Source organism: Exiguobacterium sp. s161 (assembly GCF_018619045.1).
GTDB lineage: Bacteria > Bacillota > Bacilli > Exiguobacteriales > Exiguobacteriaceae > Exiguobacterium_A > Exiguobacterium_A indicum.
Map to the genome: position 1 here is coordinate 77,632 of NZ_JACSNH010000002.1, position 23,537 is coordinate 101,168.

The following is a 23,537-nucleotide window of genomic DNA, read 5'->3' on the forward strand; positions in this document are numbered from 1 at the left end:
TTCTATTCTATATCTCCATTTTCCCTACTTATTATTTAATATACTTAAACAAATCATTGTAAGAAGGGATCATTCGGATGTGGAAGGCACTTCCATCTGAATCGGTACCACGATTCCACTTGTGTTAGTTGTCATCTTTACGCATTTCGAACCCTTACTTACTTTTGATATGAGTGGCATCCTCATGTTGATCACAATGGCGATCGGTGCAATTGCTGATCTCTATTTAGCAACTCGTATTTGGACGTGGATCAAACATAAGCTGTACAAACGAAAGCATTACATGTGAAAACGCAGATTATTCGTTCGTCATCGAACAGATAATCTGCGTTTTTTTAGATGAATCGTGCCATATAATCGGAAAAAATTTTTGTCATGACTTTCGGCGTATTCGCGATGTAAATCCGCATCTGTTCAACGTTTGCCTCAACAGCATTTTCTTCCTTCTCTTCGGTCGGAAAATCGGAGATCCCTTTGATGATGATACATTCGATTCCGTTTTTCTGACAGATGTACGCGATTGCCCCCGCTTCCGTATCGGCAATCGTCAATCCGTTATCCCGCAGTTCGATATAGTCGCGCCACATGACGACAGCCCGATCTGCCGTTCCAATCGTTCCGAGATGAAAGTCGTTACCATACTTCGATACATCGAGATTGACGACGAACGAGGGTTTGATCAGTGGTTCAATCTCTTTAACCGTGCAATCATATTGAACAGCACGATCTGGAACGATGATATCAAGTACGTCGTACCTCGGATCAATCCCGGCACACGTTCCAGCAACGATGACCTTCGTCAATGGAAAGCGGAGGATCATATATTGATTCGCACCGATACCGTTTACTTTTCGAACGCCGGTGCTATAAAATAAGAGCGTTTTTCCATTCATCTCTCGCGTGAAATATTCACCATACGGATAGGCAATTCTTTCTTCGGGCGAGACACGAAAATACGCAAGTGTTGCGTCGAACTCCCATTTGGTTGCGATACTGATTCCAATCATTTCATTGTTCTCCTCTATTTTTTATCAGAAACATTATTTTCGTATCCATCCATATCAATCCCATACTCGTACACGCTCGATATCTGCTGTTCTCAGGTAATCGAGTAACTGTCCCGTATGTACCGCTTCATGATAAGCAATTCGTAGCAACATATCTCCAAGCGAACGCACATATCCCGATTCGGAACGGTTGATCTGAACCGTCGCTAAATCTGATTCCGGTAGTTGCTCGACATATGTCATGAATTCCTCACGATAGACCGCCGCAAAGTCTAATTCCGCTTGCACGGATACGAAGTCGCGTGCTTCATACGGGGACTCATACGACGATAAACTGCCTCGATTCTGTAACGCTAAGTAATAATAATACTCGCTATCTAACACATGACGGATCATTTCGAAACACGTCATGGCATTCTCATCCGGTTTCCAGTTCAGTTTATCTTCAGGAATCGACTGCCAGACTTTGACGCTTCTTCTTCTCACTTCGTTTAAATTCCATACTGTCCAATCGATTGTGTTCACGATACATCCTTCCTTTCAATGACGAATAAGTGTTCTCTTAATCTCTATTTTGACAAAGCAATTTGAAAATCCTTTAAAAATAAAAACAGGAAGCATCCTCAGATGTTTCCTGTTTAATCGTCCATCGTTCACTTATTCTTTTCCTCAGACAACGCATCGATCTCTTTTTGGCGTAAAATCTCCGCAATTTGATGATGCTCGTTCGCAAGAGCTAGATCGCGTGCGGAACTCCCTGCAGCGTCGCGGTGAAGCGGATTTGCTCCATAAGAAAGTAATATGCGGACGATGCGTTCGTATCCCTTCGCGCTAGCTAGCGTCAATACCGTCTCCCCGTCCTCTGATGGACTTGTCTCATGATCCGCTCCTGCTTTGAGTAACGCCTTAACGGCTTTCGGATGATTATTTTCAACTGCTACATACAGTGGTGTGATGCCCTCTGGTCCCTCTGCTTCGATTTCCGCTCCCGCTTCAAGCAATAAGGTGACTTTTTTTGCCTTCCCTGCCTGAGCAGCAATGTGTAGAGGCGTCATTCCCTCACCCTCTTCAGTTCGTTCGTGTAATAATTCCATATCCTGAGCCAATTGACGCAGGATTTTTTTATTGCCAGACCGACCTGATATTAGATGTAGTGCTGTAAATCCATCACCTGTTAAATCTAAATAGGCGCCGCGCTTCATTAATAATAAAGCAATCTCAGATTTCCGGTCATACAATGCGATGTGTAGCGGCGTCATTCCATCTTGATTGGGTAGATTGATGTCTGCTCCGTGGTCGAGCAACAATGCGACGATCGCGATGTGTCCTTCCTGGATTGCCCAGTGTAGTGCCGCGAATCCTTCTTCATCCCACTCATTCAGATCATCCCCTCGTTCGATACAGCGCATGACCTGCTTCTTCTTCCCTAGAAAGGCTGCATCTTGAATGGATCGCTTCCCCATGTCGGTTCGCCCCTTTATCAACTCTGTCGTTAGTTCATTTTACAACAACCGGCTTCAGGAAAGCGAAAAAACCATCTTGAGCAGCGCCAAGATGATTTTACCTAGTGAACAAATTTTTTTATATGAATTTTCCAAACGCAAGTAACTGCATCGCTGCTTGTCGGACTTGTTCCGACGTTTTTGCTGTCGTATCAATCGGATATACCGAAAATTGTTCATACCATTTCTCTTCGAGCGCCCAAAGCGGTTGATGCTGTTCAAAAGATTGACGAGTTCTTTCTTGATCAGCGTCGCGCCGCTCTCGTAAGAGATGGTTTAATGCCTGTAAATAAATAATCTGGTCGGATCGACATTCTCTTAATGCTTCAAGTTCCGTCTTTAAACGAGATTCCATATCCCAGTCATGCCCATGTATCTGTGGATAATGAAGCGTGTAGAATTCAAGATCCTCCGGACCACGATCTAATATGATGTGTCCATCTGGAAAGTGGCGAAATCGTTCGATTTCCGCTTGAATGAACAGGCGCTGATTCTCAACGAATCCGTCTTCGGTATGGATGTCTAATCCGAGCTCTTTTCGTTTTTGAACGATCGGATATGGATTTTCATAATAGACATGCAACTCCGGGTAAGCGTCTTCAAGCGCTCGCGCTAATGTCGTCTTCTCTGATGCCATGCCGCCTTGGATCGAGAGGATGGTTCTCATGAATGGTGTTCCTCCTACTTGTATATACTTTAAGTATTAAAAAAATAAGCGCCTAGGTCTGGATGACTGATCAATTCCTTTAACTGCCTTTGTTCTGCACTCGGGATTTGCTCAAGCGTCCTAAGAATGGCCATGAGTCGTAACCAGTCTGCAAGGTTCGATAGCTGAATTGCCGAAACAGCTTGATAGCGGGCGAGGCATTCGCGACAGACATATCGTCGCACCTCGTCCGGTACAGTTATTTCACCCGCTGTCCGCAGTAAGAGCAATGTCCGCGCGACATCCGCGATCGGTGGTCCTATCGTCGCATCATGCCAATCAATGACGACGAACGTGTCATCTGCTGTCACGAGGATGTTCTGGAAATGGAAGTCCCCGTGGAGCAATCCTTGCTGTTGCGGAACGTAAAGTGTTTGGAGTAATCGTTCCGCCTTCAAGCGTAACTCTAGTGATAGATGAAGTATTTTGTGCTCGGTGACATCGTACCATTCTGGAGCTACACGCGATTGTTGCTGATGGATTTTTTGATGTAACGTTGCGAAAGCATTAAGTAAATCCGTTATTCGGGAAGGGTCAAACAACTCTACCATTTCCCTACCGTCGATCCGTTGCATCTCGATGAACGGCGAATCTTCTAATGCAACGGTGTATACGTTTGGTGTCGGGATGGCCGTCCGCTCAAGTTCTTCGAGTATGCGAAATTCCTGAGTGATCCGTTGTTTTTCAATCGATGCTTGAAAGTACTTACGGACTCGTTCGTCAGAGATCGTCATCACGTTAGCGGTCGCACCGGTTTTTTCCTTATTCATCTGTATAACCCCAATCTCTTATGTCGTTTGTCGAATCATCAAAGAAGGTTCCAGTAAAGAACTAGCGCTTTCACTCTGATTCAGCGCGTCATTCAACAATTGTTCTGCTGCCAGTCTTCCAAGCTTTACAACCGGTTGTCGGATCGTTGTTATTTCAAGCGCTCTGGCAATTGGTACATCATCAAATCCCGTAATCGCGATATCCTCTGGTACTCGAATGCCATCCTTGAGAAATTGATGGATGAGACCCGCTGCGACTTCGTCGTTCCCGACGATGATGGCGTCTGGCAAGTCTATCGTTAGAAGCTGACCTGCCAGTGCTTGTCCGTCTTCGAAAGAGTAGCACTGATCAGCGTACCATTGAATTTCATGACGGAGCGTAGACGCCTTGAGATATTGATCGAACGTCTTCCGTCTGACTCTTCCGACTCCGCTATCTGGATTTCCAAGACAGAGACCGACTGTTTTTGCTCCTCGTTCTTCAACATGTTGTAGCAACATCGTCATTGCTTTTCCATGATTAAAAGAGATCGACGGCACGATACCCTGATGGTCTTCGCATGCAACGACTGGTCCAAGCGTCCGCATCGTTTTAAGTAACTGCGGCTGATTGATTGCGCCAATGATCAATCCGTCAATCCGCTTATCGCGAAGGTATTGCATACTCACTTCTTCTTTTGCTGGATCGTGTTCCGTCTGGATGACAAGGAGTGTATGGTTTCGTTCCATGCACACTTGACCGATCCCCTCGATTAATTGATGAAAAAACGGATGACCGACACGCGGCACGAGGACACCAATCGTATTCGTCTTACCGCGTGAGAGGTTGATCGCATTTCCGTTTGGACTATATTCCAGTCGCTCCATCACGTCTAAGATGATCCGTCGCTTTTCTTTTGATACATGCTTATGACCGTTTAAGACACGGGATACCGTCGATTTCGAGACGCCCGCTTGTTTAGCGATGTCCGAGATGTTCGCCATGCTGTTCCTCCTTCGTTTGTTCCCATCGTTCTAAGTCGTTTAATGCCTCCGCTACACCGTCCTCGTCATGATCACTGGTGAGGTATGTCGCTCTGCTTTTGACAGACGCTTCAGCGTTTCCCATGGCAATCGATGTTCCCGCCACTTCGAACATCGGTAGATCGTTTTGATTGTCACCGATCGCAATGATGTCCTCGAGTGTCATCCCGTATGCTCTCGCGATGTCTTGAAGGGCGGTCCCTTTCGTCACGCCGTTTGCCATGACTTCTAAGTTATTGGCACCTGAACGTGTCACGGAACAGATCTTCAGCTGAAGGAGGTGTTGCTCGAGGTGTTCGAGTCGCCATCTGTCAGGTGAGACGAACATGAATTTGATGACGTCCAGTTGATCGATTGCGATTTCGTCAACTTCCTCAACACCGTATTGCGTTAATTGAGCCTGAATCGCTTCTTGAAACGCACGATCTCCGCCTTGAAGAGCAGCAAGCGAAAAGCGCGGTAACAAGATGTTGTCTTGTAGATAAATATGTATGAATACGTTTGTAGATCGTACGATCTCCCAAATCGTTCGACTGCTGGAACGGTTCAAAAAATACTGTCTATCTTGTCCCACCTCGATCTCTGCCCCGTTCGCACCAATGACCGGACAATTCAGTCCATGTTGCGCTAGAATCCGTCGCGCATCAAAGGCAGCTCGTCCGGTGACGATGGTGACGACATCTCCTTGGGCTTGCCGTTTCTTGATGGCTACCTGATTTCCCGCCGAAATCCCGTATTCCTTATTCAATAACGTTCCATCTAAATCAATCGCAAAGCATCGCATCGCGTTTCCCCCTTTTCGTGTCCTCTTGATGCTACATGCTGAAACGCGTCCCAGTGCAACAAAAAATCTTGAATGAACAGTTCATTCAAGATTTTTTGTTTTTTATCCTTTGCTTCCAATGGAGAGGTGATGTGCTGTCCGTTGTTTTTGAACATACTCCATCAAGATCGGTCGTTCCGGTGGATTGAGGTTTTCTGGTAGCTGATCCATAGCGAAAAAGCGTAATTCTGCGACTTCTGACGGATCCCGAACCACTTCACCCGTATAAGCTGTACACAGAAATGCCGAAATCACATTATAGACTTCATCCCCATGCGGATACTTATAGTAAAACGCATCACCCGAATAGACGTTCAATAATTTGAGATGCTCCGCTTCAAGACCGGTCTCTTCCCTTAATTCTCGTTTTGCTGTTTCTACGAGCGTCTCCCCGATCTCAAGCGCTCCACCAGCGAGTCCCCAGCAACCATTATCTTGCCGAAGTTGTAATAAGACTTCTTGTTTATCGTTGACGACGATGACACACGCCCCTGCCATGACGAGTGGTCGTGTGCCGACGAGTTTGCGTAATTCTGTGATATATCCCATGTCATTCAGTCCTTTTCCATTTAAATCACTTTCGTTCGGACGCGCATCCGTTTGAGTCCCGTCAATAGGAGACACAACAAGATGATGCCCGAAACAAAAAGTACGTACGTATGAATCGTAAAGATGGAACGGAAATCGATCAGTGCCACATTCTGCTGCATCTCAATCCAACTACTTAGTATGATTCCACTGATTGCAAGTAAGATGAGTACTCCGACCTGTCGACGTGTCAGTGAGACATACGTCAAAACGCGCATGCCTTCACGGATCACGAATGGTAGGAGAACGAGGAGTGCTGCGACCGGTAAGATGACCGGGTCACCGCCTTGCTGAATCGGCATCGACCGGGTCAAATAGCCAAACAGAAAAAAGAAACCACATACGAACAACAATAATCCGAACGCGATACTCGCATTCACCGCTTTGTTCATCTTACTTCCCTCACTTTTTAGAATAATGAATTATGAAGAAACGGTACTTTGATGCCAAATACCCGCTGCATCAAGCCGGACCCGATGTCTGCCGTCGAGTTCCATCTCGATCGGACTGATCTTCGCCGTCTTCGGTGAGAACAACCATCTCCGTCCTTCTGGGACGAGCAAAATATGCGTTCCATCCACGACCGGTCCGAGGAAGTTGAGTGACGCGCCATTGAGCGGACGTTCCCGTCGCTCGAGAACGCCGATTTCTGCTAACTGCTCACCCACTTCAAGCACATCTTTCACCGTCAGACTCATCTCACCGATTCCGAGGATGTCGTATACATCAAACGTCAATTTCGCTTTAGATGGATTGATTTGATGCCGCGCGATCAGTTCCAAGACATTTTCATCTGAATCATAAAAATAGCAGGAATGCGAATCCGTGAAGTCAAAATAAATCTCATCCTGTCCGTCTTCGATCAAGAGTGGTGTCCGCTCTACGAGCCACGCTTTACCTTGTTGGAAGACGTTTTCCGGAATGTTGAACGCCATATGGTACTGCGTATCAACATCGTCCGTCAGTTGATATGTCAGCTGATCGGTACCGATTTGCATCGTAAACGACTCATTCGTTTCCGAGACGAGCGGAAATCCGATCTGGTTTATGTAAAAAGCCTTCATCGCCGGTAGATGGCGTGTCACAAGAATGGTTTTTGAAATGTTCAAGCTGATGACCTTCCTTCATTTGCAGTAAAATTTATCAAAAAGTGATGTGCTTTATTTTACCACTAATGGTAAAATCATGACGATATAAAAGTCTGATTTTTCAGATATTTTTATACATGAGAGGATGTTTAGATGAAATTACTAATCGCTCAACCGAAACGCGAGACCGGGCTCGCACAATTCGAACGCGAGATTGCCGCTTATCCTGAAGTCGATCTGATCGTCTATCCGGAAGGATACTGCACGATCGCAGAACTCGATCGCGTACAACATCTTGCCAAACAATTCAGGACAGCCGTTGTCCTCGGTTACAAAGATACGACGAATCTCGATCGCGCCGTCATTATTGATGCGACTGGTACGATTCTTCTTGATCGCGCAAAAACACCAGAAGCTGGACCGCTTTATACACCATCAACAGCAAACGACGGGTCGTTCCGCTATGGATACGTCCTCTGCCGTGAAATCTTCTTAGGAAAAGACGGACTACGCGAGGAATCCGGACTTGATCTCATCTTTAACCCGATTGGCGTCGGCATGTTCAGCGAGGAACAATACGTTGAGTGGTCCGGTGAAGCGCGTATCATCAGTCAGGCGCAACGAGCACTCATGATCGGAACGAGTCATGCCGATGGTTCGTACCGCAACTGTGGTTTTTCGATTCCGATTGCCTTCATCTATGACGAGACCGGTGAACCGTTGCTGTTGTCTCATAACGATACGCGGACACGTCTGTTTGATACGGTCACGCGTCACGTCGAAGTCGTCGGTACACCCTCTTTATCGTAAACGAACACACGCTTCTTCTGACTGGAAGAAGCGTGCTATTCCTTCAGGAGGTGCTCTTATGTCTCAAACAGGTCGTGCGTCATTCTTTTGGAAACGATACTTCTATGTCTTCTTTCCTTTGTTCATCTTAGGCGTTAGTCACGAATCATACCTGGTCGATAATCCGTTAGCTAACCTTGAGGACATCGGCGAGTTCGTCTTCTTCTTTTGCCTTTATCTGTTTAATTTTGCCGTTCTTGCCGCTTTTTTGACGAATCTGTGGTGGTTCTTCCTTCCGACAAAACCCGCTCATTCCGAAACCAATTTTTGATAAGAAACGAGTGTCGCCCGTTCATTGAGCGGTTGACTGACACCGGTCAATCGATAGCCCATCTTCTCATAGAAATAACAGTTACGTGTCTCTTCGCGAATCGTCCGCAGTTCCCATATCGTTGCAGTCGGATAAGCTGCTTCAACGAGCTGTAATGCGCGTTGGGCGATCCCTTCACCTTGACGGGCTGGATCTAAGAACATCGGACTGATCGCGTAGCGACTCGGTGCTTTCGCAACGACACAAATCCCGCCGACGACGACATCGTCGACGATGATTTGATGAAACGTAATACTTGGATGCGTGATCCGGTGAATGACACGATCGATCGATTCGTTCGCCGGATTCGTTGCAAAATCCTGATACCGCTCGAGCGTCTCTGAAAACGCCTCGAGTTGAAGCGTGTGAAGCTTCGGAGCGTCTGTAAGAGACGCTACCTTTAATTGAATATCCACTGAACCTCTTCCTCTCTTACCGGAACCATTCCCAAAATGGCGTGCCTTGCGCGACGATCAAGTAGTCGAGCCATCGCTCGAAGCCAAACGGCATTGCGTCTTCTTCCCATTCCTCGAAATTAAGAAATTCTCCACTCCAGATCCGATTTCCTGCCGGGCGATTCATCTCGTAGACGATCCACTCCCCGTCTGGTCCTGCACCGATCGCTAAGAAGTTTTCGGGACATTCCCACATCTCGCTATACGTCAGGCAATCCTCGATCGAAAAGAGTTCGAATCCATCGTTGTAGGATAACGTTTCGTGCTGGACAGCTTCGCCCCGTTATGTTGACGTAAGAACGTCTGATAGTCGTCTGCCGTCCACGCAGGTAACAGCGCGAGCTGTTCGTCCGTCGCTCCTCGGTTAAAGATAAAACGTTCTCGGGCAACATATCCTTCTTCTTTTTGGATCTGTAACAAACCGTCGACGAGTCGACCTTTTAATGCTTCTAATGCAATCATGTTCTTCTCCTTAACAATATTCTTTCGTTGATGTGAACGAGACACCGACATCGTGTCCGCCTAGCTGAACATCCACTGTTCCTTGTAGCGGTTCAGTTCGCACGGAGGATAAGGCAAGATGTTTGAATAACAAAGGCTCAAACGTCTCGACGATCGGTTGGAACGTCGCATCGACCGACAAGACGAGATCGATTCGGGCGTCCCGCGATAACGCTTGTGCCTTTCGTTCCGACTGGATATAGCGGACGAGCTCCCGCATCCAGCGTTCCTGCTCCAGTGCTTCCGTGATTCGCGTATCGAGCGTCACGGTGAGTCCACCATTCGTCGCAGCAGCAAAGCCCGTCTGGACGATAGGTTCGACGATGACGTCCGCTTGACGCACTTCGACTTCATCGCCTGATGTGGTCCGGTAGATCAATTTTCCGGTCTCGAGCAAGTCGGAAGTCTCCTGTGCAGACAATTGTTGTAGCCATTGGTGGATCGCGTTCGCTTGCTGTGCGAATTTCGCTCCGGCTGCGCGGAAGTTCAGTTTCAGACGGAACCGTGTCGTCGCTTGCGTCGTCGGAACGATTTGGACGTCTTTTACATTCAGTTCCTCTTGAATGATTGCCGTATAGTCCGCCCACGAAAAGGTTTCGCTCGATTGGACGCTTAGGCTAGCAAGCGGTTGTTTGACTTTTAAGGCGTGCGTATTACGTACTTGTCGTCCTAACTCGACGACAGAGACAACCTGTGCCATTTCGTATTCCAGATCAGATCGGAGCATCGATCGATCGGCAACCGGATAATCCGCTACATGCACGCTCATTCCTGTTAATCGCTGATAAACATCATCAGCAAGGTACGGCGTGAACGGAGCGAGTAGTCGTGCCGTCGTCGAAAGTGCGAAGTGGAGTGTCGTATACGCGGCTTGTTTCTCTTGCGACCAATCAGCTTGCCAGAAACGTTCTCGAGAACGGCGGATGTACCAGTTACTGATCTCATCGACGAGTTGCGCAAGACTCCGTGCTGCTTGAGTCAATTGATAATCGTCCATCGCATCCGTCACGTCTTGCGTCGTCTGATGGACACGCGAGAGCAACCATTCGTCGAGACGCGTCCGTTTTTGCGGACGTGAGCCATCAAATCCATCCAGTTCGGCATACGTCAGATAAAACTGGACGGCATGATCCAGCGTATCGACTAGTTTTGATTTTGCTTCTTGGACGATCCGCTCAGCAAACCGTTTCGCACTCCACGGACTGCTGTCGACGAGTAGCGCCCAGCGTAAGCTATCAGCACCATATGCTTCGATTAACGCCACCGGATCGAGGGCATTTCCACGACTCTTCGACATCTTCTGCCCGTTCTCAGCGAGGACGTGCCCGAGTGCGAGGACACGCTTATAGGCAGACTGTCCCGTGAAGAGTGTCGAGATCGCTTGCAAGCTGTAGAACCAGCCCCGCGTCTGATCGATGCCTTCGATGACGACATCGGCTGGATAGCGGTTAAGCGTCTGCGTCCGTGACGGATAATGCTGTTGCGCGAACGGCATCGCTCCGCTATCAAACCAGACATCGATGACTTCTGGTGTCCGGTGCATCACTCCCTGACACGTCGGACACGAGACCGATAACGCATCAACGTATGGTTTATGCAACTCGACGGATTCCGTCGATGTCGTCGTCCGGTGCAACAAGTCAGCCTTGTTTTTTGGAACGAACGTCGTGTCACACGCTTCACACTCCCAGACGTTCAGTGGTGTACCCCAGTAGCGATTACGACTGATGTTCCAGTCGACGAGTTGCTCGAGGAACTTTCCGAACCGCCCTTCCTTGACGTGATCGGGGTACCACGTCACAGAAGCATTGTTCGCAAGGAGTTGTTCCTTGACGGGCGTCGTCTCGATGAACCAGTTGTCTTGTGCGTAATAGAGCAGTGGTGAGTCACATCGCCAACAATGCGGATAGCTGTGCGTATAGCGTTTTTTCGCAAACAAGCGTCCCCGTTCAGCGAGCAGCTGGATGATCGCGACGTCTGACTCCTTGACGAATCGACCAATGAGTGGTGGAACGGCATCCGTGTAACACCCAGCAGCATCGACGACGTTAACGAACGACAGACCGTTTTCCCGGACGACCCGGTAATCTTCTTCCCCGTATGCTGGAGCAAGATGGACAAGTCCGGTTCCGCTCGTTGCTTGGACGAAGGACGCCCCGACGACCGTATGACCATTCTCTGGCGTCACGAAATCAAACGGTGGTTCATAACGCAAACCGACGAGTTCCGCACCGAGCTGTTCGGATACGACCTCGACGGATTCCGAGAACAGTTCAGCGACTAACGCTTTAGCGACAATGAATCGCTCGCCTTCGAACGCTACTGTGACATACGTCAATTCCGGATGAACCGCCACCGCGACGTTTGCCGGTAACGTCCACGGTGTCGTCGTCCACGCTAGTAGAAATGTCTGTTCCATGCCGACGATCGGGAGTTTGACCGTCGCCGATAAGTCCGTCACGTCCTGATAGCCTTGCGCGACTTCATGGGAACTGAGTGACGTCTGACAGCTCGGACAATACGGTGATACACGATGTCCCTTCGTCAACCATCCTTTGTCATGGATCGTCCCGAGAATATGCCAGACGCTTTCGATATACTCGTCCTCCATCGTCACGTAAGGGTCATCCATGTCGACCCAGTAGCCGAGTTTTTCCGTGAAGGCACGCCACTGTGTTTCATAGGAGAAGACACTTTCCTTACAGCGTGCGATGAATGCTTCAACACCATAGTCTTCGATCGCTTGTTTGCCGGAAATGCCGAGTTGTTTCTCGACACCGAGTTCGACCGGTAGTCCATGTGTATCCCAGCCTGCTTTTCGCTCGACCCGAAACCCTTTCATCGTCTTATAGCGGGCGACGGTATCCTTGACGGTTCGTCCGAGCGCATGACCGACGTGGGGTAATCCGTTCGCAGTCGGAGGTCCTTCGTAGAATACGAATTCCGCTTCCGTGCGTTGTTCAATCGATCGTGCGAAGACCTGGTCTTGTTTCCATCTGTTTCGGACACGCTCCTCGCGTTGTTGTACGGTTTCTGCTTGGTTTTGTGACGTCATCTCTTGTTCGCTCCTTTGTCAGTAACTAAGAGAATACAAAAAAGTCCGCCCCCTTTGACAGGGACGGACTTCACCGCGATACCACCCATATTCCGTCGAGAATACTCGTTCTCGACAGCACTTAGTTGCACACTATCATGTGCATTCCATGTAACGGTGGACACCCGGTCACGCTTACTGAATGGTTCAGCGTGACTTCTCAGAGAGGATCTTCATGATTGATCTGGCTACCGGCTCTCAGCAATCCCGGTTTTCTGTAAGGCAGAGGGACAATCATTACTCTTTCTCGTCAACGAAATGATATGCTCTTGTTGTGGAGAATATTACCATATGACTTAAAGACTGCACAACAGCTTTATACATTTTCTTGCAAAGGAGTTTTTTTGAATGTTACATACTTTCCCAACGCTTAAAACGGACCGTCTCGTCTTACGCGAAGTGTTACCCGAAGATGCTACGAGTGTCCTCGCCTATTTATCAGACGAACACGTCGTCAAACAGATGGGGCTCGACCCCTTTCAATCAGAAGCAGATGCGCTTGAAGAGATTGACTGGTACGCTTCGATTCATCGCGATGGCACGGGCATCCGGTTCGGGATCGCGTTACAAGAAGACGATGTCATCATCGGCAGTTGCGGTTTCTTGAATCAAGCGGAACGCCATCAGCGAGCAGAACTTGGGTTTGAGTTGAGCCCTGCCTATCAGGGACAAGGCATCGCGAAGGAAGCAGCGCTTGCGGTCATCGAATATGGCTTTACAGAACTTTCGCTCAACCGGATCGAAGCACTTGTCCTACCAGCAAACACCGCTTCGCAACGATTGCTTGAACGGCTCGGATTCCAACGTGAAGGGTTGCTTCGTCAATATGAAAACTCGCGTGGTCAGTTCGATGATTTGTATATGTACTCGATTTTGCGGAGTGATTGGTCGTCTTAAAAAGATAATCTGTGAAATATCAAAAGTCGTTTAGATGGGTAAATCCGTCTAAACGACTTTTATACCGTTTTATCGATAAGATCTTGCTTATAAAAATTCAATGATCGGCAACAGTGTCAGTCCGATTGCGAACAAAACGATCAATAACAGATTCGCTGATTCATGTAAAAAGTAATCGAGACAGATGAATCCAAAAATCAGGACAATCAGGATTTTGTAGCTAACGAAGCCGCTTTCCGTCGTAATCTTTTTGCCGAGCTCATCTTCTGGCACAGGACGCTCGTCTTCTCCTGATCGTGCCCACGTAAAATACGAGAAGAACATGATCAATAGAATCGCCAATTGAACAATCGAGAAGAACGTTACATTATTTTCGATGATCATACTGATGACTGTAAGACTCGCAAGTATCACGAGCGTTACTAAAAATAAAACCGTTTTTTTCTTAGACATCCCATTCCTCCTGTTCTGAAATGAACAGATGATCGACTTGTGTCTGCAAGACTTTGGCGATATTAAACGCTAATTGTAAAGTCGGATCATACTTGTTGTTTTCAATCGCATTAATCGTCTGCCGACTAACCTGACAACGGTCAGCCAGTTCTTGTTGCGATAATTTTGCCGTTAGACGTCGTTCCTTGATGTGGTTTCTCACGTTCATCCCTCCACGACGTGTCAAATTCTTTTTACATATTTACTGTAATGAACTTCCATCATTATGTCAAAAACTTTTGACATAAAAATCATTAAAAAGACACGCTCTCATAACCAGAACGTGTCGTATATGATAGCTCAACCTCGTGGTGGAAATGGATCGTGTCCGTAGGAATCTTTTTCGCGAATCTGCCCTTCTTTGTTATGAATGACAAGCTCCGTCTTCTGTTTTTTCGCAATCCGACGCCCTTCTGCAATCGCTTCTTTCTGTGTAGCAAATCGCTTTGTTGCTCGAGTCGCACCAGCAGCTTTCACTTGATAGCCACCTTTAGGATGTGGCGTGACATGTTGCTCTCGTTTCATCACGTGACCTCCATTTCCTTAATCTATTTCATCTTAATGACACTATTTTAAAGTGCGGTTGCCTCTTCACTTGAATTTTCTACTAGCCTCTCGGGGGATGCAGTATACTAAAAGAAACGTTTGTTGCCTCGAAAGGAGTTGATATCGTGAATCATTTCGTCTGGCAAGTCCGGTTTTTACGCTTTATCGTCTTTGGTATCATCTTCAGTCTGTTCGGTTTAGCTGGTCTTGGTATCCCACTTGTCTGGCATGGTATCACGAAAAACTTGTTACTCGAGCGACCTGGCTACAGTGTTCTATTGACCGCATACCTTATCTTCATCCCGACTCTTTTGATTTTATTCCATGCGCTCCGCATCCTTCGATATATGTCGATGGCTCCTCCGGCTTTTCCGCTCATCACAGCTTCCATTCAATCAATGAAATTGTCTTTTTATATCGTCGCCATTTTAACGGCATGTCTCTTTCCCGTCTTTTTCTATATTGGTCAGATTGACGACGCGCCTGGTCTGATTATCATCGGAATCGGTTTGATTCTTGCTCCGTTGACAATCGGAACGCTACTTGCCTGTATCCAACAATTATTATTACGCTATGTGTTGCCTATGAAATCCTAACGTGAACGACCGAAAAACAAGTGCTCATGATTGTTTTTGTCATTCTAGCCGTTGCTTTTCCTACCTAACACTTTGTTCAATCTCGCTCCTAAGAGCGGGATTTTTTAGTTCGCGTCACATTGATGGCTATCCTGATGTCCCTGTTTCAACAGAATCTTCGATTGGCAACGTAGACATGTCATCAATCGAAATGTAGTTTTTTTTGTGCTGACCGCGTGTCTTCGTAATTCATTTTCATATACATGTCTTGCCTTGATTCGATGATCGACTTCACTTTCCATCTCAATCCCTCTTCCCTCAACTTGTATTTTTTTATCTACTATTTGCCCTGAATCATTCTTAATAAATCCTTTTTTAAGAAAAAACGGTTTTTCTTACGACCTTTTATAAAAAAATCGTCAAAAGGTCCTGTTTAATATGTATTTTAACGACCGATAAATGAATTACAGATAGAAAATATGAGTTGAAAGGACGGTTGCATGTGAAAAACACAACCAAGAACCATTCCATCCGAACACGTCTTTTAGTAATGATCAGTTTGATTTTGATTGCCTTTTTTGTTTTTAGTAGTCTGACCTTATACTTCAATACGAAACAAACTGCAGTCTCAACGCTAAAAGCGACCGCCGAAAAGGATGCGCTACGCATCAGCAAGACATTCGACACGGCGGCTTACAGCGAATTTCTACAATCGCCTATCACGTCTGAGCAATATGAAACGTTACGAAATGAACTTGATACATTACGTAAGCAAAACGGACTCCTGTATGCATACACAGCACACATCGACCAAAATAAGGTCCGTTTGCTGATTGACGGTCTCCCTAAGAAAGATGCCGCAAAGATTAATGAACCGGCGAGTGGCGCAAAAGTTACTGACATGAAGGACGTATTAAATGGTGGAACACACGCGACGGACATCATTGATGATCCTGTAAATGGACAGTATATGAGTGTCTACGTTCCGTTAAAGGATGCGTCTGGTCAAATCATCGGCATTCTTGGCGTCGACATCGCTGCGAAGGAAGTCGATGCGCTCACAACAGAATTATTAAAACAAAATGCACCGATTTTCATTGGACTTTTACTTCTTCTGTTAACGATCACACTCGTCTTGCTCTACTTCGTCCTCGGTCGAAAATTACGTCCGCTCGAGACGTTACAGAAAGTCGCTGCCTTGATTGCCGAGGGGCGACTGGATCAGGCAAAACAGACGTTGACCGATTTGACGATTGCTTCGAGAGACGAAATCTATGCACTTGCGATCTCGATTCGTGATATGAACGAGATGCTGCGGACGATGATTGTCGACATCAAACAGACGGCCACTCTCGTCTCGACGACGAGTCAATCGATCGACCAAAGTACGTCGGAAGTACTCGACGGTTCCGAACAAATCGCTCATACGATGTCGGAAATCGCGACCGGGACCGAAAGTCAGACCCAAGTCACGCTTTCGTTGAATGACGAGATGAATCGGTTCGCAGCATTGATCGAAACGACCAATCAGTCTGGTGTCGAAATTCAAGGAACGACGGAGCAGATGGCAACACTGACACGAGTCGGACGAGATCAAATGTCCGCTTCCGTCGAACAGATGCGCCACATTCATCAGCACGTCACGCAGTCTGCTGAACAGATTGATCTACTGAAACAGCAATCATCGGATATCCAAACGCTCGTCGGTATCATCCGCGGTATCTCCGAGCAAACGAATCTACTCGCGCTTAATGCCGCGATTGAAGCGGCACGAGCTGGTGAACAAGGAAAAGGATTCGCTGTCGTCGCGACCGAGGTCAAGAATCTCTCAAGCCATGTCGCTAGCAGTGTCAGTGAGATCGCAACAATCGTCACGTCGATTGAAGCCAGTGCGCAGCAGATGCAACATAGCTTCAAGACGACGGTCGAAGCAACTGCAGCCGGTGAACAGATCGTTCTCGATACAGATACGACGTTCGAACGGTTGACGGATCAAGTCACGCACGTCTCAACGGCAACACAGCAGATGACCCAACAGATGGAAGACGTCTTGCAGGCAGAACGGTTCATTCGCAATGCCTTGACGGAAATTGCCGCTGTCGCGGAAGAACATACGGCGAGTAACGAGGAAGTTGCCGCTGCATCTGAACAGATGATCGCGACGATCACGACGCTGCATACGCTCGTCGGTGATTTGAACGAGCGGACAGAACACTTAGAACAAGAAGCCCGTCGCTTCGAGATTTAATCTTTCATTTGTTCTTTTCTGGTTATCACTCTATACTGGTGTGAACTTACATTATGAAGGAGTCGAGTCACATGACCCATTATGATGTCATCATCGTCGGTGCCGGATCCATGGGAATGGCAGCCGGCTACTATCTCTCACGGACCGATCAAAACATCTTACTATTAGATGCTCACAATCCGCCGCACGATCAAGCGAGCCACCACGGGGAGACACGAATTATTCGCCATGCGTACGGGGAAGGTGAAGCCTACGTACCGCTCGCGTTAGCCGCACAACGCTTATGGTACGAGTTGGAACAGATCAGCGGTCGGAGCCTGTTTCTGAACACCGGAGTCTTAAACGCTGGTCACCGCTCGTCCCGTTCGATGCAGACGATCATCAGGAGTGCAGCGCAATACAATCTACCGCTTGAGATTCTGACGGCTGAGGAAATGAGAACGCGCTGGTCCGGCTTAACAATGCCCGACGAGTATATCGGTTGTTTTGAACCGACGTCTGGTGTATTGAAGTGCGAGGATTGTATTGAAGCGTATCGCGATCTTGCTGTCGCGAACGGCGTCGACATTCGGACGAATGCGAAAGTGACGACGCTCACTGCCCACGCCACTGGCGTTGACGTGACCGTCGGATCAGACACCTATTCGGCTGACGCGTTGATCGTCGCAGCTGGTGCCTGGTCTGGTCCGTTACTGGAACAGACTGGACTCTCCTTACCGCTGCGACCGGTCCGCAAGACGTTCGCCTGGTTCGAAGCAGCGGAAGAGGTATTTAACGACGCGGTGTTCCCTGCCTTCGCCTTTGATACACCCGCCGGTTATTATTACGGTTTTCCAAGCATCGCTCAAACCGGCCTGAAAATCGGACGCCACGACGGTGGGATTCCCGTTGATCCGAATCAACCACGCCGTCCATTCGGTCAAGAGACGGGTGATCTGACTGATTTACGACAGTTCACGAATACGTTCATGCCCTCAATCGATACTTTAGCTCACGGCAAAACGTGTCTCTATACGATGACGCCAGATGAGGACTTCATCATCGATTTGCATCCGGACTATCCGCACATCGCGATCGCCGCCGGCTTTTCCGGTCACGGATTCAAGTTCAGCAGCTTAGTCGGAAAAGTACTCAGTGAATTGATCATGGAACGATCGACGACTGAACCAATCGGACCGTTCGCGATTAAACGTTTTACGAAATAAGGCATATGAAACAAAAAAGACCGGCAACGAAAATACGTTGTCGGTCTTTTTTTATCAACGGTATGATGTCACACCGATTCATTCGATTCTTGCTGATTTTTTGAAGCTAGCTTTTCACGCTGTTTTTTCTCATCTTCATTCCACCAGCCGTGGATAAGTAGTACGAGTCCAAGGATCAATGCACTCATCGGGAAATATGTTAAGTAATACTCACCAAGGTTTTCTCCTAGAAATTCTGGAGATAATTCAATATACGCTCGGAACATCTGGACGACGAAGAATAAGAAAAAGCTTGTAATGAGTGCATATGTACCGTAGCGATAACTTGTATTTTTCATATGATGACTCCTTTCTTTATGATGTTCTAGTATAAATCATTCAAGAGACGCATCACATTTCCTCTTTTTTCATTATCATTTTTAAGAATGTTTCCAAAAGCATGATAAGATAGTTTTAGAAACGATTGGATGAAGGAGTGGGACACGACGTGAACTTTAACTTATTCAAAAATCATGTCCGGTTTAAGATTGCGCTCGAATTGATTGATCTCGAAGACGGCTTATCAATCATGCAACTGAATCAACGTTTAACGGATGTACCGCAGTCTACTTTGTACCGGCAAGTCAATGCGATGATGGACGATCAGTTGTTGAAGGTCGTCGCCGTCCAGCGTGTTGGAAAAGTCGAAGAGAAGATCTATGCCTTGAACACAAGCGGCTATCAAATCAGCGAAGCAGACTGGAACAGTGCGACGTACGATGAAAAAGTGAACTTCGTCTCGTTCTACTTCATGTACGTCTTGCAGCAGTACCAGACGTACTTCGAACAGACCGTTCAAACGCAAGGTCAGGACCACTCGACGTTCTCAATCGCGAAATTGCACCTGACAGATGATACCTTCAATGATTTTCAACAGGACATGCGGACACTGCTCGAAAAATATCATCACCTAGAGACAGAAGACCAGGCAACTGAACGGACCGTCTCACTCGTCATCTTGCCGTAAACACGCTCAGTTTCTAGAAGCGTATTTTCACCAAAATGAAACGAGACAACATTGCGAGGGAGAGAAAATAGACCCCATGAAACGGATCAAAGAAAATCTTGATGCAATTGTGCTGGATACGTTGAACGTAAAAGCAGAACAGATTCTAAAGATTGGTGAAGGAGCTTGGCACACTGTATATAAGTTAAAGAGAGTAGATGATCAAGACCTTGTGATTCGCATAAAAAAGAATGAAGCTTATGGGGAGTTGCAACAGATTAATGAACAAGAGCTGACTACAGAGTATGAGTCTACGAAAGCTTACTATTTACACGCCAATACAAGTGATCAAAATGTCTGTCCTGACTTTTATCAGTATTTCATTGAAGATGACACAGTATTTACAGTAGAAACGTTCATGGGTCGTGGAACGGATTTATTGTTACTCGATCAGAATAAAGCCCATTCTTACGGTAAGAAATTAGGGAGAATTTATCACAATATACACAACCAGAAAACCTCTATTGTTGGTTTCGGGGAACTGCACTGGCAAGGGGAAACTTTACGAGGTAGCGATTCAAAAAACAGGGATGAATTATGGCAGGAAGAAAATGAACACGTCTTAACCGCCTTAAATGCTCTCATTCACTCTAGTCTTTGCTTTGATAAAGAAAAAGTCGATAAACATATTCATGCTTTAATTGAGAATAGACGAACTCAGGTTCAAAACATCTCTCTCGTGAATCAAGATGTAACACCAGAAAATTTAATTTTAAGTGATGAACACATTGCAATCATTGACCCGTTTCCAAGATTGGACTTTGATTTGAAATATGCGGCTTACTTCGTTTTTTGTTACAAATTTTTGTTACCAGCCTTTTCAAATGCTCCACGATACATAAATCAAGCGTATCAAGAAAAAAGTAATGTTCTAAACGAAATCGCTGACGGATTCATAAGTGGATATTGCTTTAACGTGGTTGGAGACGAACGCACCATTCAAACTCGACGATTACTGGATGAATATACATTATGGATATTGCAAGAAGCGTATGAGCACTACGACATTCTACATCAGCCTCAACTCACTCATAAAACAACGCAACAGATGGGGAATCGAGAAATGATCACTGCTCGGTTACATCTATGCCTCGAAGAATTAGAAAAATGGTGTATGGAATAAGAATAGAGGCTGACGTAAACTTTAGTCTCTACAAAGATAAAAGAATGATGCTTTACACGCCACTCCTATAGGAAAAGCGCATTTTTGCGCTGTCAGAGACAAACAAGACCCGCTTTCCTGCTTGAATGAAGCAGGAAAACTGGCTTGTGCCTCGCCTGAGGAAAGGGCGTGAGAAAACAAATCATTCTTCTTTTGAGATAGCTTTTTTTATGTATCCCACTTGGTTTCGTCATTTGGAAACGAGTGCTGACGTATCGAGTTCTTCACTTTCGATTACAATCGCCGTTAAACCCGTATCCGTCTTCGTTTCGTGCCATTCTCCTTGATCCCAAAATACGGCTTCCCCACGCTGAACATTTATGTAATAATCCGTTTCTCCTCTCACCCATCCTTCACCCTCTACGATTAACAAAAGTTGCGGCACGACCGCCTGGTGATAACCGACCACGCCATCCTTTTCTAAATGAATGCATCCGATGTGCGTCACTTTTTCCGTCTGCATGATCCGTGACATCACGAAGTTCGAATCGAATTTCGTGATCTTCTTACCAACCTCTTTTTTGAATTGATAAATCTGCATATAATCCTCCTCGACATCATGATTCGTTTGATAGTTCGCCTTTCATCTAAACGATTTGATTCAAATCGCATTTGGAAAATTTTGATAAGAGAAGTTTATCATAGCTCTAACTGATTGAGAACTAACGATGATTCGTCTATGGCATTGACTTTTCTATTTTCATTATTGATAATGGTAATAGAAAAGGAGGGTTTTTCATGAACACAGATTTCTCTGCCTTATCACAAATCGACTGGGAACGATTCCTGCCCCTATTATTGATTTACATCTCCATCAACCTGATTCTACTCAGCTGCGCCTGTATCGATTGGTTTAGACGGAAGGACCGGATCGCGACACCGACTACTTGGTTATTGATCATTCTCCTCGTCCAGCCGATCGGCTCGATTCTCTACTTCGTCCTCGGAAGGAGGATGACAGCATGATTCAGATTTCTCATCTCCAGCTTTCACTTCAACGACGTCTTATCCTAGACGATATTTCCTTTACGATTCACGAACATGAATGTCTTGGACTGATTGGTCCGAATGGTGCCGGAAAGACGACACTCCTGAAATGTCTGAGCGGCATGATCGAGAGTGACCGTGGTTCGATCACGATGTCTTCGCGCTCCATCCGTCAACAGCAGCAATCAATCGGCTACTTATCACAACAGACCGACTTTAAGCCTTGGATGACGTGCGAACAATCATTACGTTTTTTCGGACGCTTGTCGGGGCTTGATCGCGCAACGTTAAATAAGCGGATTCCGGACGTTCTACATGAAGTTGGACTCTACGATCAACAAACAGAAATCATCGAACGCCTGTCCGGCGGCATGCGCCAACGTCTCGGAATCGCCCAAGCCATCTTACATGAACCGACATTTTTGATTCTAGATGAACCAGCTTCTGCCCTTGATCCGAGTGGTCGACATGATATCAATCAATTGATCCTCCGCTTAAAGAAACGGATGACGATCATCGTCTCAACGCACCTCTTAGAAGACGCAAAGACGTGTTGCGATCGCTTCCTCGTCATTAAACACGGAAAATTGCTGGGTCCGCTCGATAATCAACGCAACGTGGATCAATATCGGATTCAAGTCGAGACACTTACAGCTGCCCCTTCGTTTTCTGCTACACTATTTCCACGAGTCGAGATTGATCGAATCAACCCATGCTGCTATCAGTTCTCCGCACAGCAGCCGCTTGACCTCTCACAGTTAGCGACCACTCTGATTCAGCTAGGATGGTCGATTGCTTCGATTGCCTATCAACCGATCGGACTCGAGGAACGGTTCCTCGACATGGTGGCAGACGTATGAGGACGTTTTATACGCTGACATGGACCGAGTGGTTGGAAGCATGGAAAGAATGGAAGATCGTCTGGCTACCGTTATTCTTCATTGCGCTCGGCGTGACGCAACCATTGCTGTTGATGTATATGGATGTCTTGCTTGCACATGTCGGAAGTGCGGACGGAATCATCGTCGATCCGAATCGTCCTGTTCCACAATCGCTTGACGTCTTCAGCGCAACGATCTATGGGCAATTCAATCAGCTTGGCTTGATCGTCCTGATCATGAGCTTCATGGGGCTGCTCGCTTCAGACCGACAAACCGGCATGCAGGATTTCATTTTGACGCGTCCTGTCTCTCGGAATGTCTATCTCCTGTCGAAATGGTTCAGTCACGGGATGATCAGTCTATTCGGGATGCTGATTGGTGCCCTTACGTCCTACTGTTTGACCGTCTATTGGTTCGGATCCCTTTCGCCGCTGCTTGCGCTACGTATCATTCTCGATTTTAGTCTTTGGACGTTGTTCGTCGTCAGTCTGACGCTACTGATCAGCACTTTCTTGCGACGTGCTGTTCCGATTGGTATCCTGTCGCTCGTCGTTTCCTTACTACTTGTTGCACTTCCTTCATTAATGCCAGATGTATTATTTTTCACGCCTGGCGCGCTACTGTCGCTCCCATCGCACACGTCGTTTTTTTCTTCGTCCCATCTAATCGGAATCATTTCTTGTCTCATTTGGATTCTTCTCATACTCGGCTGGTCAGCACTTCGGTTCCGAAAAACGGCTTACTGACCCTCCTCTACAACAAAAAAGGATAACGGAGCCGTTC

At 46.8% G+C, this 23,537-nt stretch carries 30 protein-coding genes and 1 other annotated feature; of the genes, 11 read left to right on the top strand and 19 right to left on the bottom strand.

The window, feature by feature from the left end; genetic code table 11:
• Positions 1-335: 335 nt before the first annotated feature.
• The 10 genes from KNQ14_RS07930 to KNQ14_RS07975 all read right to left on the bottom strand — a co-directional run bounded on the left by KNQ14_RS07930 (position 336) and on the right by KNQ14_RS07975 (position 7,528).
• Entirely contained in the window at positions 336-1,007 is a 672-nt protein-coding gene (locus KNQ14_RS07930; protein WP_214860549.1) for a 5'-methylthioadenosine/S-adenosylhomocysteine nucleosidase family protein, read from the bottom strand.
• 54 nt (positions 1,008-1,061) lie between these two features.
• On the bottom strand, positions 1,062-1,532 hold the full coding sequence (locus tag KNQ14_RS07935) for a DinB family protein (RefSeq protein WP_023468044.1): 471 nt from the start codon (positions 1,530-1,532) through the stop codon (positions 1,062-1,064).
• 128 nt (positions 1,533-1,660) lie between these two features.
• Positions 1,661-2,470, bottom strand: a complete 810-nt coding sequence (locus tag KNQ14_RS07940) for an ankyrin repeat domain-containing protein (protein ID WP_214860550.1) — start codon at positions 2,468-2,470, stop codon at positions 1,661-1,663.
• Between the two features lie 118 nt (positions 2,471-2,588).
• Positions 2,589-3,176 carry a CpaF/VirB11 family protein gene (locus tag KNQ14_RS07945; protein WP_214860551.1) on the bottom strand — a complete coding sequence of 196 codons (588 nt, stop codon included), beginning with the start codon at positions 3,174-3,176 and terminating at the stop codon, positions 2,589-2,591.
• Positions 3,177-3,205: 29 nt separating this feature from the next.
• Positions 3,206-3,985, bottom strand: coding sequence for a phosphotransferase family protein (locus KNQ14_RS07950; protein WP_214860552.1), 780 nt, complete (start codon positions 3,983-3,985; stop codon positions 3,206-3,208).
• 18 nt (positions 3,986-4,003) lie between these two features.
• Entirely contained in the window at positions 4,004-4,969 is a 966-nt protein-coding gene (locus KNQ14_RS07955; RefSeq protein ID WP_214860554.1) for a LacI family DNA-binding transcriptional regulator, read from the bottom strand.
• Positions 4,944-5,792: a Cof-type HAD-IIB family hydrolase gene (locus KNQ14_RS07960; RefSeq protein ID WP_214860560.1), complete on the bottom strand. Its 849-nt coding sequence runs from the start codon at positions 5,790-5,792 to the stop codon at positions 4,944-4,946. The genes KNQ14_RS07955 and KNQ14_RS07960 overlap by 26 nt, the downstream gene beginning before the upstream one ends.
• A gap of 102 nt (positions 5,793-5,894) precedes the next feature.
• Positions 5,895-6,380, bottom strand: coding sequence for an NUDIX hydrolase (locus KNQ14_RS07965; protein ID WP_214860561.1), 486 nt, complete (start codon positions 6,378-6,380; stop codon positions 5,895-5,897).
• A 20-nt stretch (positions 6,381-6,400) separates the two neighbouring features.
• Complete coding sequence (locus KNQ14_RS07970; protein ID WP_214748159.1) at positions 6,401-6,811, bottom strand: hypothetical protein; 411 nt, start codon at positions 6,809-6,811, stop codon at positions 6,401-6,403.
• Positions 6,812-6,841: 30 nt separating this feature from the next.
• The gene (locus KNQ14_RS07975) at positions 6,842-7,528 is read right to left on the bottom strand and encodes a glyoxalase (protein WP_251138338.1); all 687 of its coding nucleotides are present in this window, start codon (positions 7,526-7,528) and stop codon (positions 6,842-6,844) included.
• Positions 7,529-7,660: 132 nt separating this feature from the next.
• Between KNQ14_RS07975 and KNQ14_RS07980 the strand changes: the two genes are divergently transcribed.
• Together KNQ14_RS07980 and KNQ14_RS07985 are read left to right on the top strand one after the other, a co-directional pair.
• Entirely contained in the window at positions 7,661-8,317 is a 657-nt protein-coding gene (locus KNQ14_RS07980; RefSeq protein ID WP_069940478.1) for a carbon-nitrogen hydrolase family protein, read from the top strand.
• Between the two features lie 58 nt (positions 8,318-8,375).
• Positions 8,376-8,627, top strand: a complete 252-nt coding sequence (locus tag KNQ14_RS07985; RefSeq protein WP_214748156.1) for a hypothetical protein — start codon at positions 8,376-8,378, stop codon at positions 8,625-8,627.
• On the opposite strand, the gene KNQ14_RS16740 is transcribed toward KNQ14_RS07985, so the two are convergent.
• The 4 genes from KNQ14_RS16740 to ileS are packed head-to-tail and all read right to left on the bottom strand — an operon-like array spanning position 8,606 to position 12,677.
• Positions 8,606-9,082 carry a GNAT family N-acetyltransferase gene (locus tag KNQ14_RS16740; protein ID WP_214748152.1) on the bottom strand — a complete coding sequence of 159 codons (477 nt, stop codon included), beginning with the start codon at positions 9,080-9,082 and terminating at the stop codon, positions 8,606-8,608. The two genes, KNQ14_RS07985 and KNQ14_RS16740, sit on opposite strands and share 22 nt — an antisense overlap.
• A 16-nt stretch (positions 9,083-9,098) precedes the next feature.
• A complete protein-coding gene (locus KNQ14_RS16745; RefSeq protein ID WP_251055794.1) occupies positions 9,099-9,317 on the bottom strand; it encodes a hypothetical protein in 219 nt (72 codons plus the stop codon).
• An 11-nt stretch (positions 9,318-9,328) separates the two neighbouring features.
• Positions 9,329-9,583, bottom strand: coding sequence for a hypothetical protein (locus tag KNQ14_RS16750; RefSeq protein ID WP_251138339.1), 255 nt, complete (start codon positions 9,581-9,583; stop codon positions 9,329-9,331).
• 10 nt (positions 9,584-9,593) lie between these two features.
• Complete coding sequence (ileS, locus tag KNQ14_RS08000; RefSeq protein ID WP_214860566.1) at positions 9,594-12,677, bottom strand: isoleucine--tRNA ligase; 3,084 nt, start codon at positions 12,675-12,677, stop codon at positions 9,594-9,596.
• 56 nt (positions 12,678-12,733) lie between these two features.
• Positions 12,734-12,979: a binding site (T-box leader), on the bottom strand.
• Between the two features lie 85 nt (positions 12,980-13,064).
• Here ileS and KNQ14_RS08005 point away from each other — a divergent pair.
• Entirely contained in the window at positions 13,065-13,613 is a 549-nt protein-coding gene (locus KNQ14_RS08005) for a GNAT family N-acetyltransferase (RefSeq protein ID WP_214860568.1), read from the top strand.
• An 87-nt stretch (positions 13,614-13,700) separates the two neighbouring features.
• Here the strand turns inward: KNQ14_RS08005 and KNQ14_RS08010 are convergent, their stop codons facing one another.
• The 3 genes from KNQ14_RS08010 to KNQ14_RS08020 form a co-directional block, all read right to left on the bottom strand.
• Positions 13,701-14,066, bottom strand: a complete 366-nt coding sequence (locus KNQ14_RS08010) for a hypothetical protein (RefSeq protein WP_214860570.1) — start codon at positions 14,064-14,066, stop codon at positions 13,701-13,703.
• On the bottom strand, positions 14,059-14,268 hold the full coding sequence (locus tag KNQ14_RS08015; protein ID WP_290757080.1) for a helix-turn-helix transcriptional regulator: 210 nt from the start codon (positions 14,266-14,268) through the stop codon (positions 14,059-14,061). The genes KNQ14_RS08010 and KNQ14_RS08015 overlap by 8 nt, the downstream gene beginning before the upstream one ends.
• Positions 14,269-14,405: 137 nt before the next feature.
• Complete coding sequence (locus KNQ14_RS08020; RefSeq protein WP_058265324.1) at positions 14,406-14,630, bottom strand: DUF2188 domain-containing protein; 225 nt, start codon at positions 14,628-14,630, stop codon at positions 14,406-14,408.
• Between the two features lie 146 nt (positions 14,631-14,776).
• Between KNQ14_RS08020 and KNQ14_RS16755 the strand changes: the two genes are divergently transcribed.
• The 3 genes from KNQ14_RS16755 (at position 14,777) to solA (ending at position 18,679) form a co-directional block, all read left to right on the top strand.
• On the top strand, positions 14,777-15,247 hold the full coding sequence (locus tag KNQ14_RS16755) for a DUF2975 domain-containing protein (protein ID WP_133208171.1): 471 nt from the start codon (positions 14,777-14,779) through the stop codon (positions 15,245-15,247).
• Positions 15,248-15,728: 481 nt separating this feature from the next.
• Positions 15,729-17,474, top strand: coding sequence for a methyl-accepting chemotaxis protein (locus KNQ14_RS08030; protein WP_371743340.1), 1,746 nt, complete (start codon positions 15,729-15,731; stop codon positions 17,472-17,474).
• A 71-nt stretch (positions 17,475-17,545) separates the two neighbouring features.
• Entirely contained in the window at positions 17,546-18,679 is a 1,134-nt protein-coding gene (gene solA / locus KNQ14_RS08035) for an N-methyl-L-tryptophan oxidase (protein WP_214860572.1), read from the top strand.
• 68 nt (positions 18,680-18,747) lie between these two features.
• Here solA and KNQ14_RS08040 read toward each other — a convergent pair whose 3' ends face one another.
• Complete coding sequence (locus tag KNQ14_RS08040; RefSeq protein ID WP_034785960.1) at positions 18,748-19,017, bottom strand: hypothetical protein; 270 nt, start codon at positions 19,015-19,017, stop codon at positions 18,748-18,750.
• A 149-nt stretch (positions 19,018-19,166) separates the two neighbouring features.
• Between KNQ14_RS08040 and KNQ14_RS08045 the strand changes: the two genes are divergently transcribed.
• Positions 19,167-19,685 (top strand): transcriptional regulator, encoded by a 519-nt coding sequence (locus KNQ14_RS08045; protein ID WP_133208168.1) that lies wholly within the window; start codon positions 19,167-19,169, stop codon positions 19,683-19,685.
• Between the two features lie 76 nt (positions 19,686-19,761).
• On the top strand, positions 19,762-20,847 hold the full coding sequence (locus tag KNQ14_RS08050) for a hypothetical protein (protein WP_214860575.1): 1,086 nt from the start codon (positions 19,762-19,764) through the stop codon (positions 20,845-20,847).
• Positions 20,848-21,076: 229 nt separating this feature from the next.
• On the opposite strand, the gene KNQ14_RS08055 is transcribed toward KNQ14_RS08050, so the two are convergent.
• Positions 21,077-21,427 carry a cupin gene (locus tag KNQ14_RS08055; RefSeq protein ID WP_214748130.1) on the bottom strand — a complete coding sequence of 117 codons (351 nt, stop codon included), beginning with the start codon at positions 21,425-21,427 and terminating at the stop codon, positions 21,077-21,079.
• Between the two features lie 197 nt (positions 21,428-21,624).
• Here KNQ14_RS08055 and KNQ14_RS08060 point away from each other — a divergent pair, with 197 nt between their 5' ends.
• Genes KNQ14_RS08060 through KNQ14_RS08070 form a run of 3 tightly spaced genes read left to right on the top strand, consistent with a single transcriptional unit; the run spans position 21,625 to position 23,500 of the window.
• Positions 21,625-21,852, top strand: coding sequence for a PLDc N-terminal domain-containing protein (locus KNQ14_RS08060; RefSeq protein WP_058713575.1), 228 nt, complete (start codon positions 21,625-21,627; stop codon positions 21,850-21,852).
• On the top strand, positions 21,849-22,733 hold the full coding sequence (locus KNQ14_RS08065) for an ABC transporter ATP-binding protein (RefSeq protein WP_214748127.1): 885 nt from the start codon (positions 21,849-21,851) through the stop codon (positions 22,731-22,733). The genes KNQ14_RS08060 and KNQ14_RS08065 overlap by 4 nt, the downstream gene beginning before the upstream one ends.
• The gene (locus KNQ14_RS08070) at positions 22,730-23,500 is read left to right on the top strand and encodes an ABC transporter permease (protein ID WP_214748123.1); all 771 of its coding nucleotides are present in this window, start codon (positions 22,730-22,732) and stop codon (positions 23,498-23,500) included. The genes KNQ14_RS08065 and KNQ14_RS08070 overlap by 4 nt, the downstream gene beginning before the upstream one ends.
• The last annotated feature ends 37 nt before the right edge of the window (positions 23,501-23,537 follow it).

What these genes read in the sequence shown, in the direction of transcription:
- solA (WP_214860572.1), top strand. Translation starts at nt 17,546, where the DNA reads ATGACCCATTATGATGTCATCATCGTCGGTGCCGGATCCATGGGAATG.
- KNQ14_RS08020 (WP_058265324.1), bottom strand. Translation starts at nt 14,630, where the DNA reads ATGAAACGAGAGCAACATGTCACGCCACATCCTAAAGGTGGCTATCAA.
- KNQ14_RS07965 (WP_214860561.1), bottom strand. Translation starts at nt 6,380, where the DNA reads ATGGGATATATCACAGAATTACGCAAACTCGTCGGCACACGACCACTC.
- KNQ14_RS07945 (WP_214860551.1), bottom strand. Translation starts at nt 3,176, where the DNA reads ATGAGAACCATCCTCTCGATCCAAGGCGGCATGGCATCAGAGAAGACG.
- KNQ14_RS07930 (WP_214860549.1), bottom strand. Translation starts at nt 1,007, where the DNA reads ATGATTGGAATCAGTATCGCAACCAAATGGGAGTTCGACGCAACACTT.
- ileS (WP_214860566.1), bottom strand. Translation starts at nt 12,677, where the DNA reads ATGACGTCACAAAACCAAGCAGAAACCGTACAACAACGCGAGGAGCGT.
- KNQ14_RS16745 (WP_251055794.1), bottom strand. Translation starts at nt 9,317, where the DNA reads ATGTGGGAATGTCCCGAAAACTTCTTAGCGATCGGTGCAGGACCAGAC.
- KNQ14_RS08060 (WP_058713575.1), top strand. Translation starts at nt 21,625, where the DNA reads ATGAACACAGATTTCTCTGCCTTATCACAAATCGACTGGGAACGATTC.
- KNQ14_RS08065 (WP_214748127.1), top strand. Translation starts at nt 21,849, where the DNA reads ATGATTCAGATTTCTCATCTCCAGCTTTCACTTCAACGACGTCTTATC.
- KNQ14_RS07940 (WP_214860550.1), bottom strand. Translation starts at nt 2,470, where the DNA reads ATGGGGAAGCGATCCATTCAAGATGCAGCCTTTCTAGGGAAGAAGAAG.
- KNQ14_RS07950 (WP_214860552.1), bottom strand. Translation starts at nt 3,985, where the DNA reads ATGAATAAGGAAAAAACCGGTGCGACCGCTAACGTGATGACGATCTCT.
- KNQ14_RS07970 (WP_214748159.1), bottom strand. Translation starts at nt 6,811, where the DNA reads ATGAACAAAGCGGTGAATGCGAGTATCGCGTTCGGATTATTGTTGTTC.
- KNQ14_RS07985 (WP_214748156.1), top strand. Translation starts at nt 8,376, where the DNA reads ATGTCTCAAACAGGTCGTGCGTCATTCTTTTGGAAACGATACTTCTAT.
- KNQ14_RS16750 (WP_251138339.1), bottom strand. Translation starts at nt 9,583, where the DNA reads ATGATTGCATTAGAAGCATTAAAAGGTCGACTCGTCGACGGTTTGTTA.
- KNQ14_RS07980 (WP_069940478.1), top strand. Translation starts at nt 7,661, where the DNA reads ATGAAATTACTAATCGCTCAACCGAAACGCGAGACCGGGCTCGCACAA.
- KNQ14_RS08040 (WP_034785960.1), bottom strand. Translation starts at nt 19,017, where the DNA reads ATGAAAAATACAAGTTATCGCTACGGTACATATGCACTCATTACAAGC.
- KNQ14_RS07960 (WP_214860560.1), bottom strand. Translation starts at nt 5,792, where the DNA reads ATGCGATGCTTTGCGATTGATTTAGATGGAACGTTATTGAATAAGGAA.
- KNQ14_RS07955 (WP_214860554.1), bottom strand. Translation starts at nt 4,969, where the DNA reads ATGGCGAACATCTCGGACATCGCTAAACAAGCGGGCGTCTCGAAATCG.
- KNQ14_RS08055 (WP_214748130.1), bottom strand. Translation starts at nt 21,427, where the DNA reads ATGCAGATTTATCAATTCAAAAAAGAGGTTGGTAAGAAGATCACGAAA.
- KNQ14_RS08005 (WP_214860568.1), top strand. Translation starts at nt 13,065, where the DNA reads ATGTTACATACTTTCCCAACGCTTAAAACGGACCGTCTCGTCTTACGC.
- KNQ14_RS08010 (WP_214860570.1), bottom strand. Translation starts at nt 14,066, where the DNA reads ATGTCTAAGAAAAAAACGGTTTTATTTTTAGTAACGCTCGTGATACTT.
- KNQ14_RS08050 (WP_214860575.1), top strand. Translation starts at nt 19,762, where the DNA reads ATGAAACGGATCAAAGAAAATCTTGATGCAATTGTGCTGGATACGTTG.
- KNQ14_RS08070 (WP_214748123.1), top strand. Translation starts at nt 22,730, where the DNA reads ATGAGGACGTTTTATACGCTGACATGGACCGAGTGGTTGGAAGCATGG.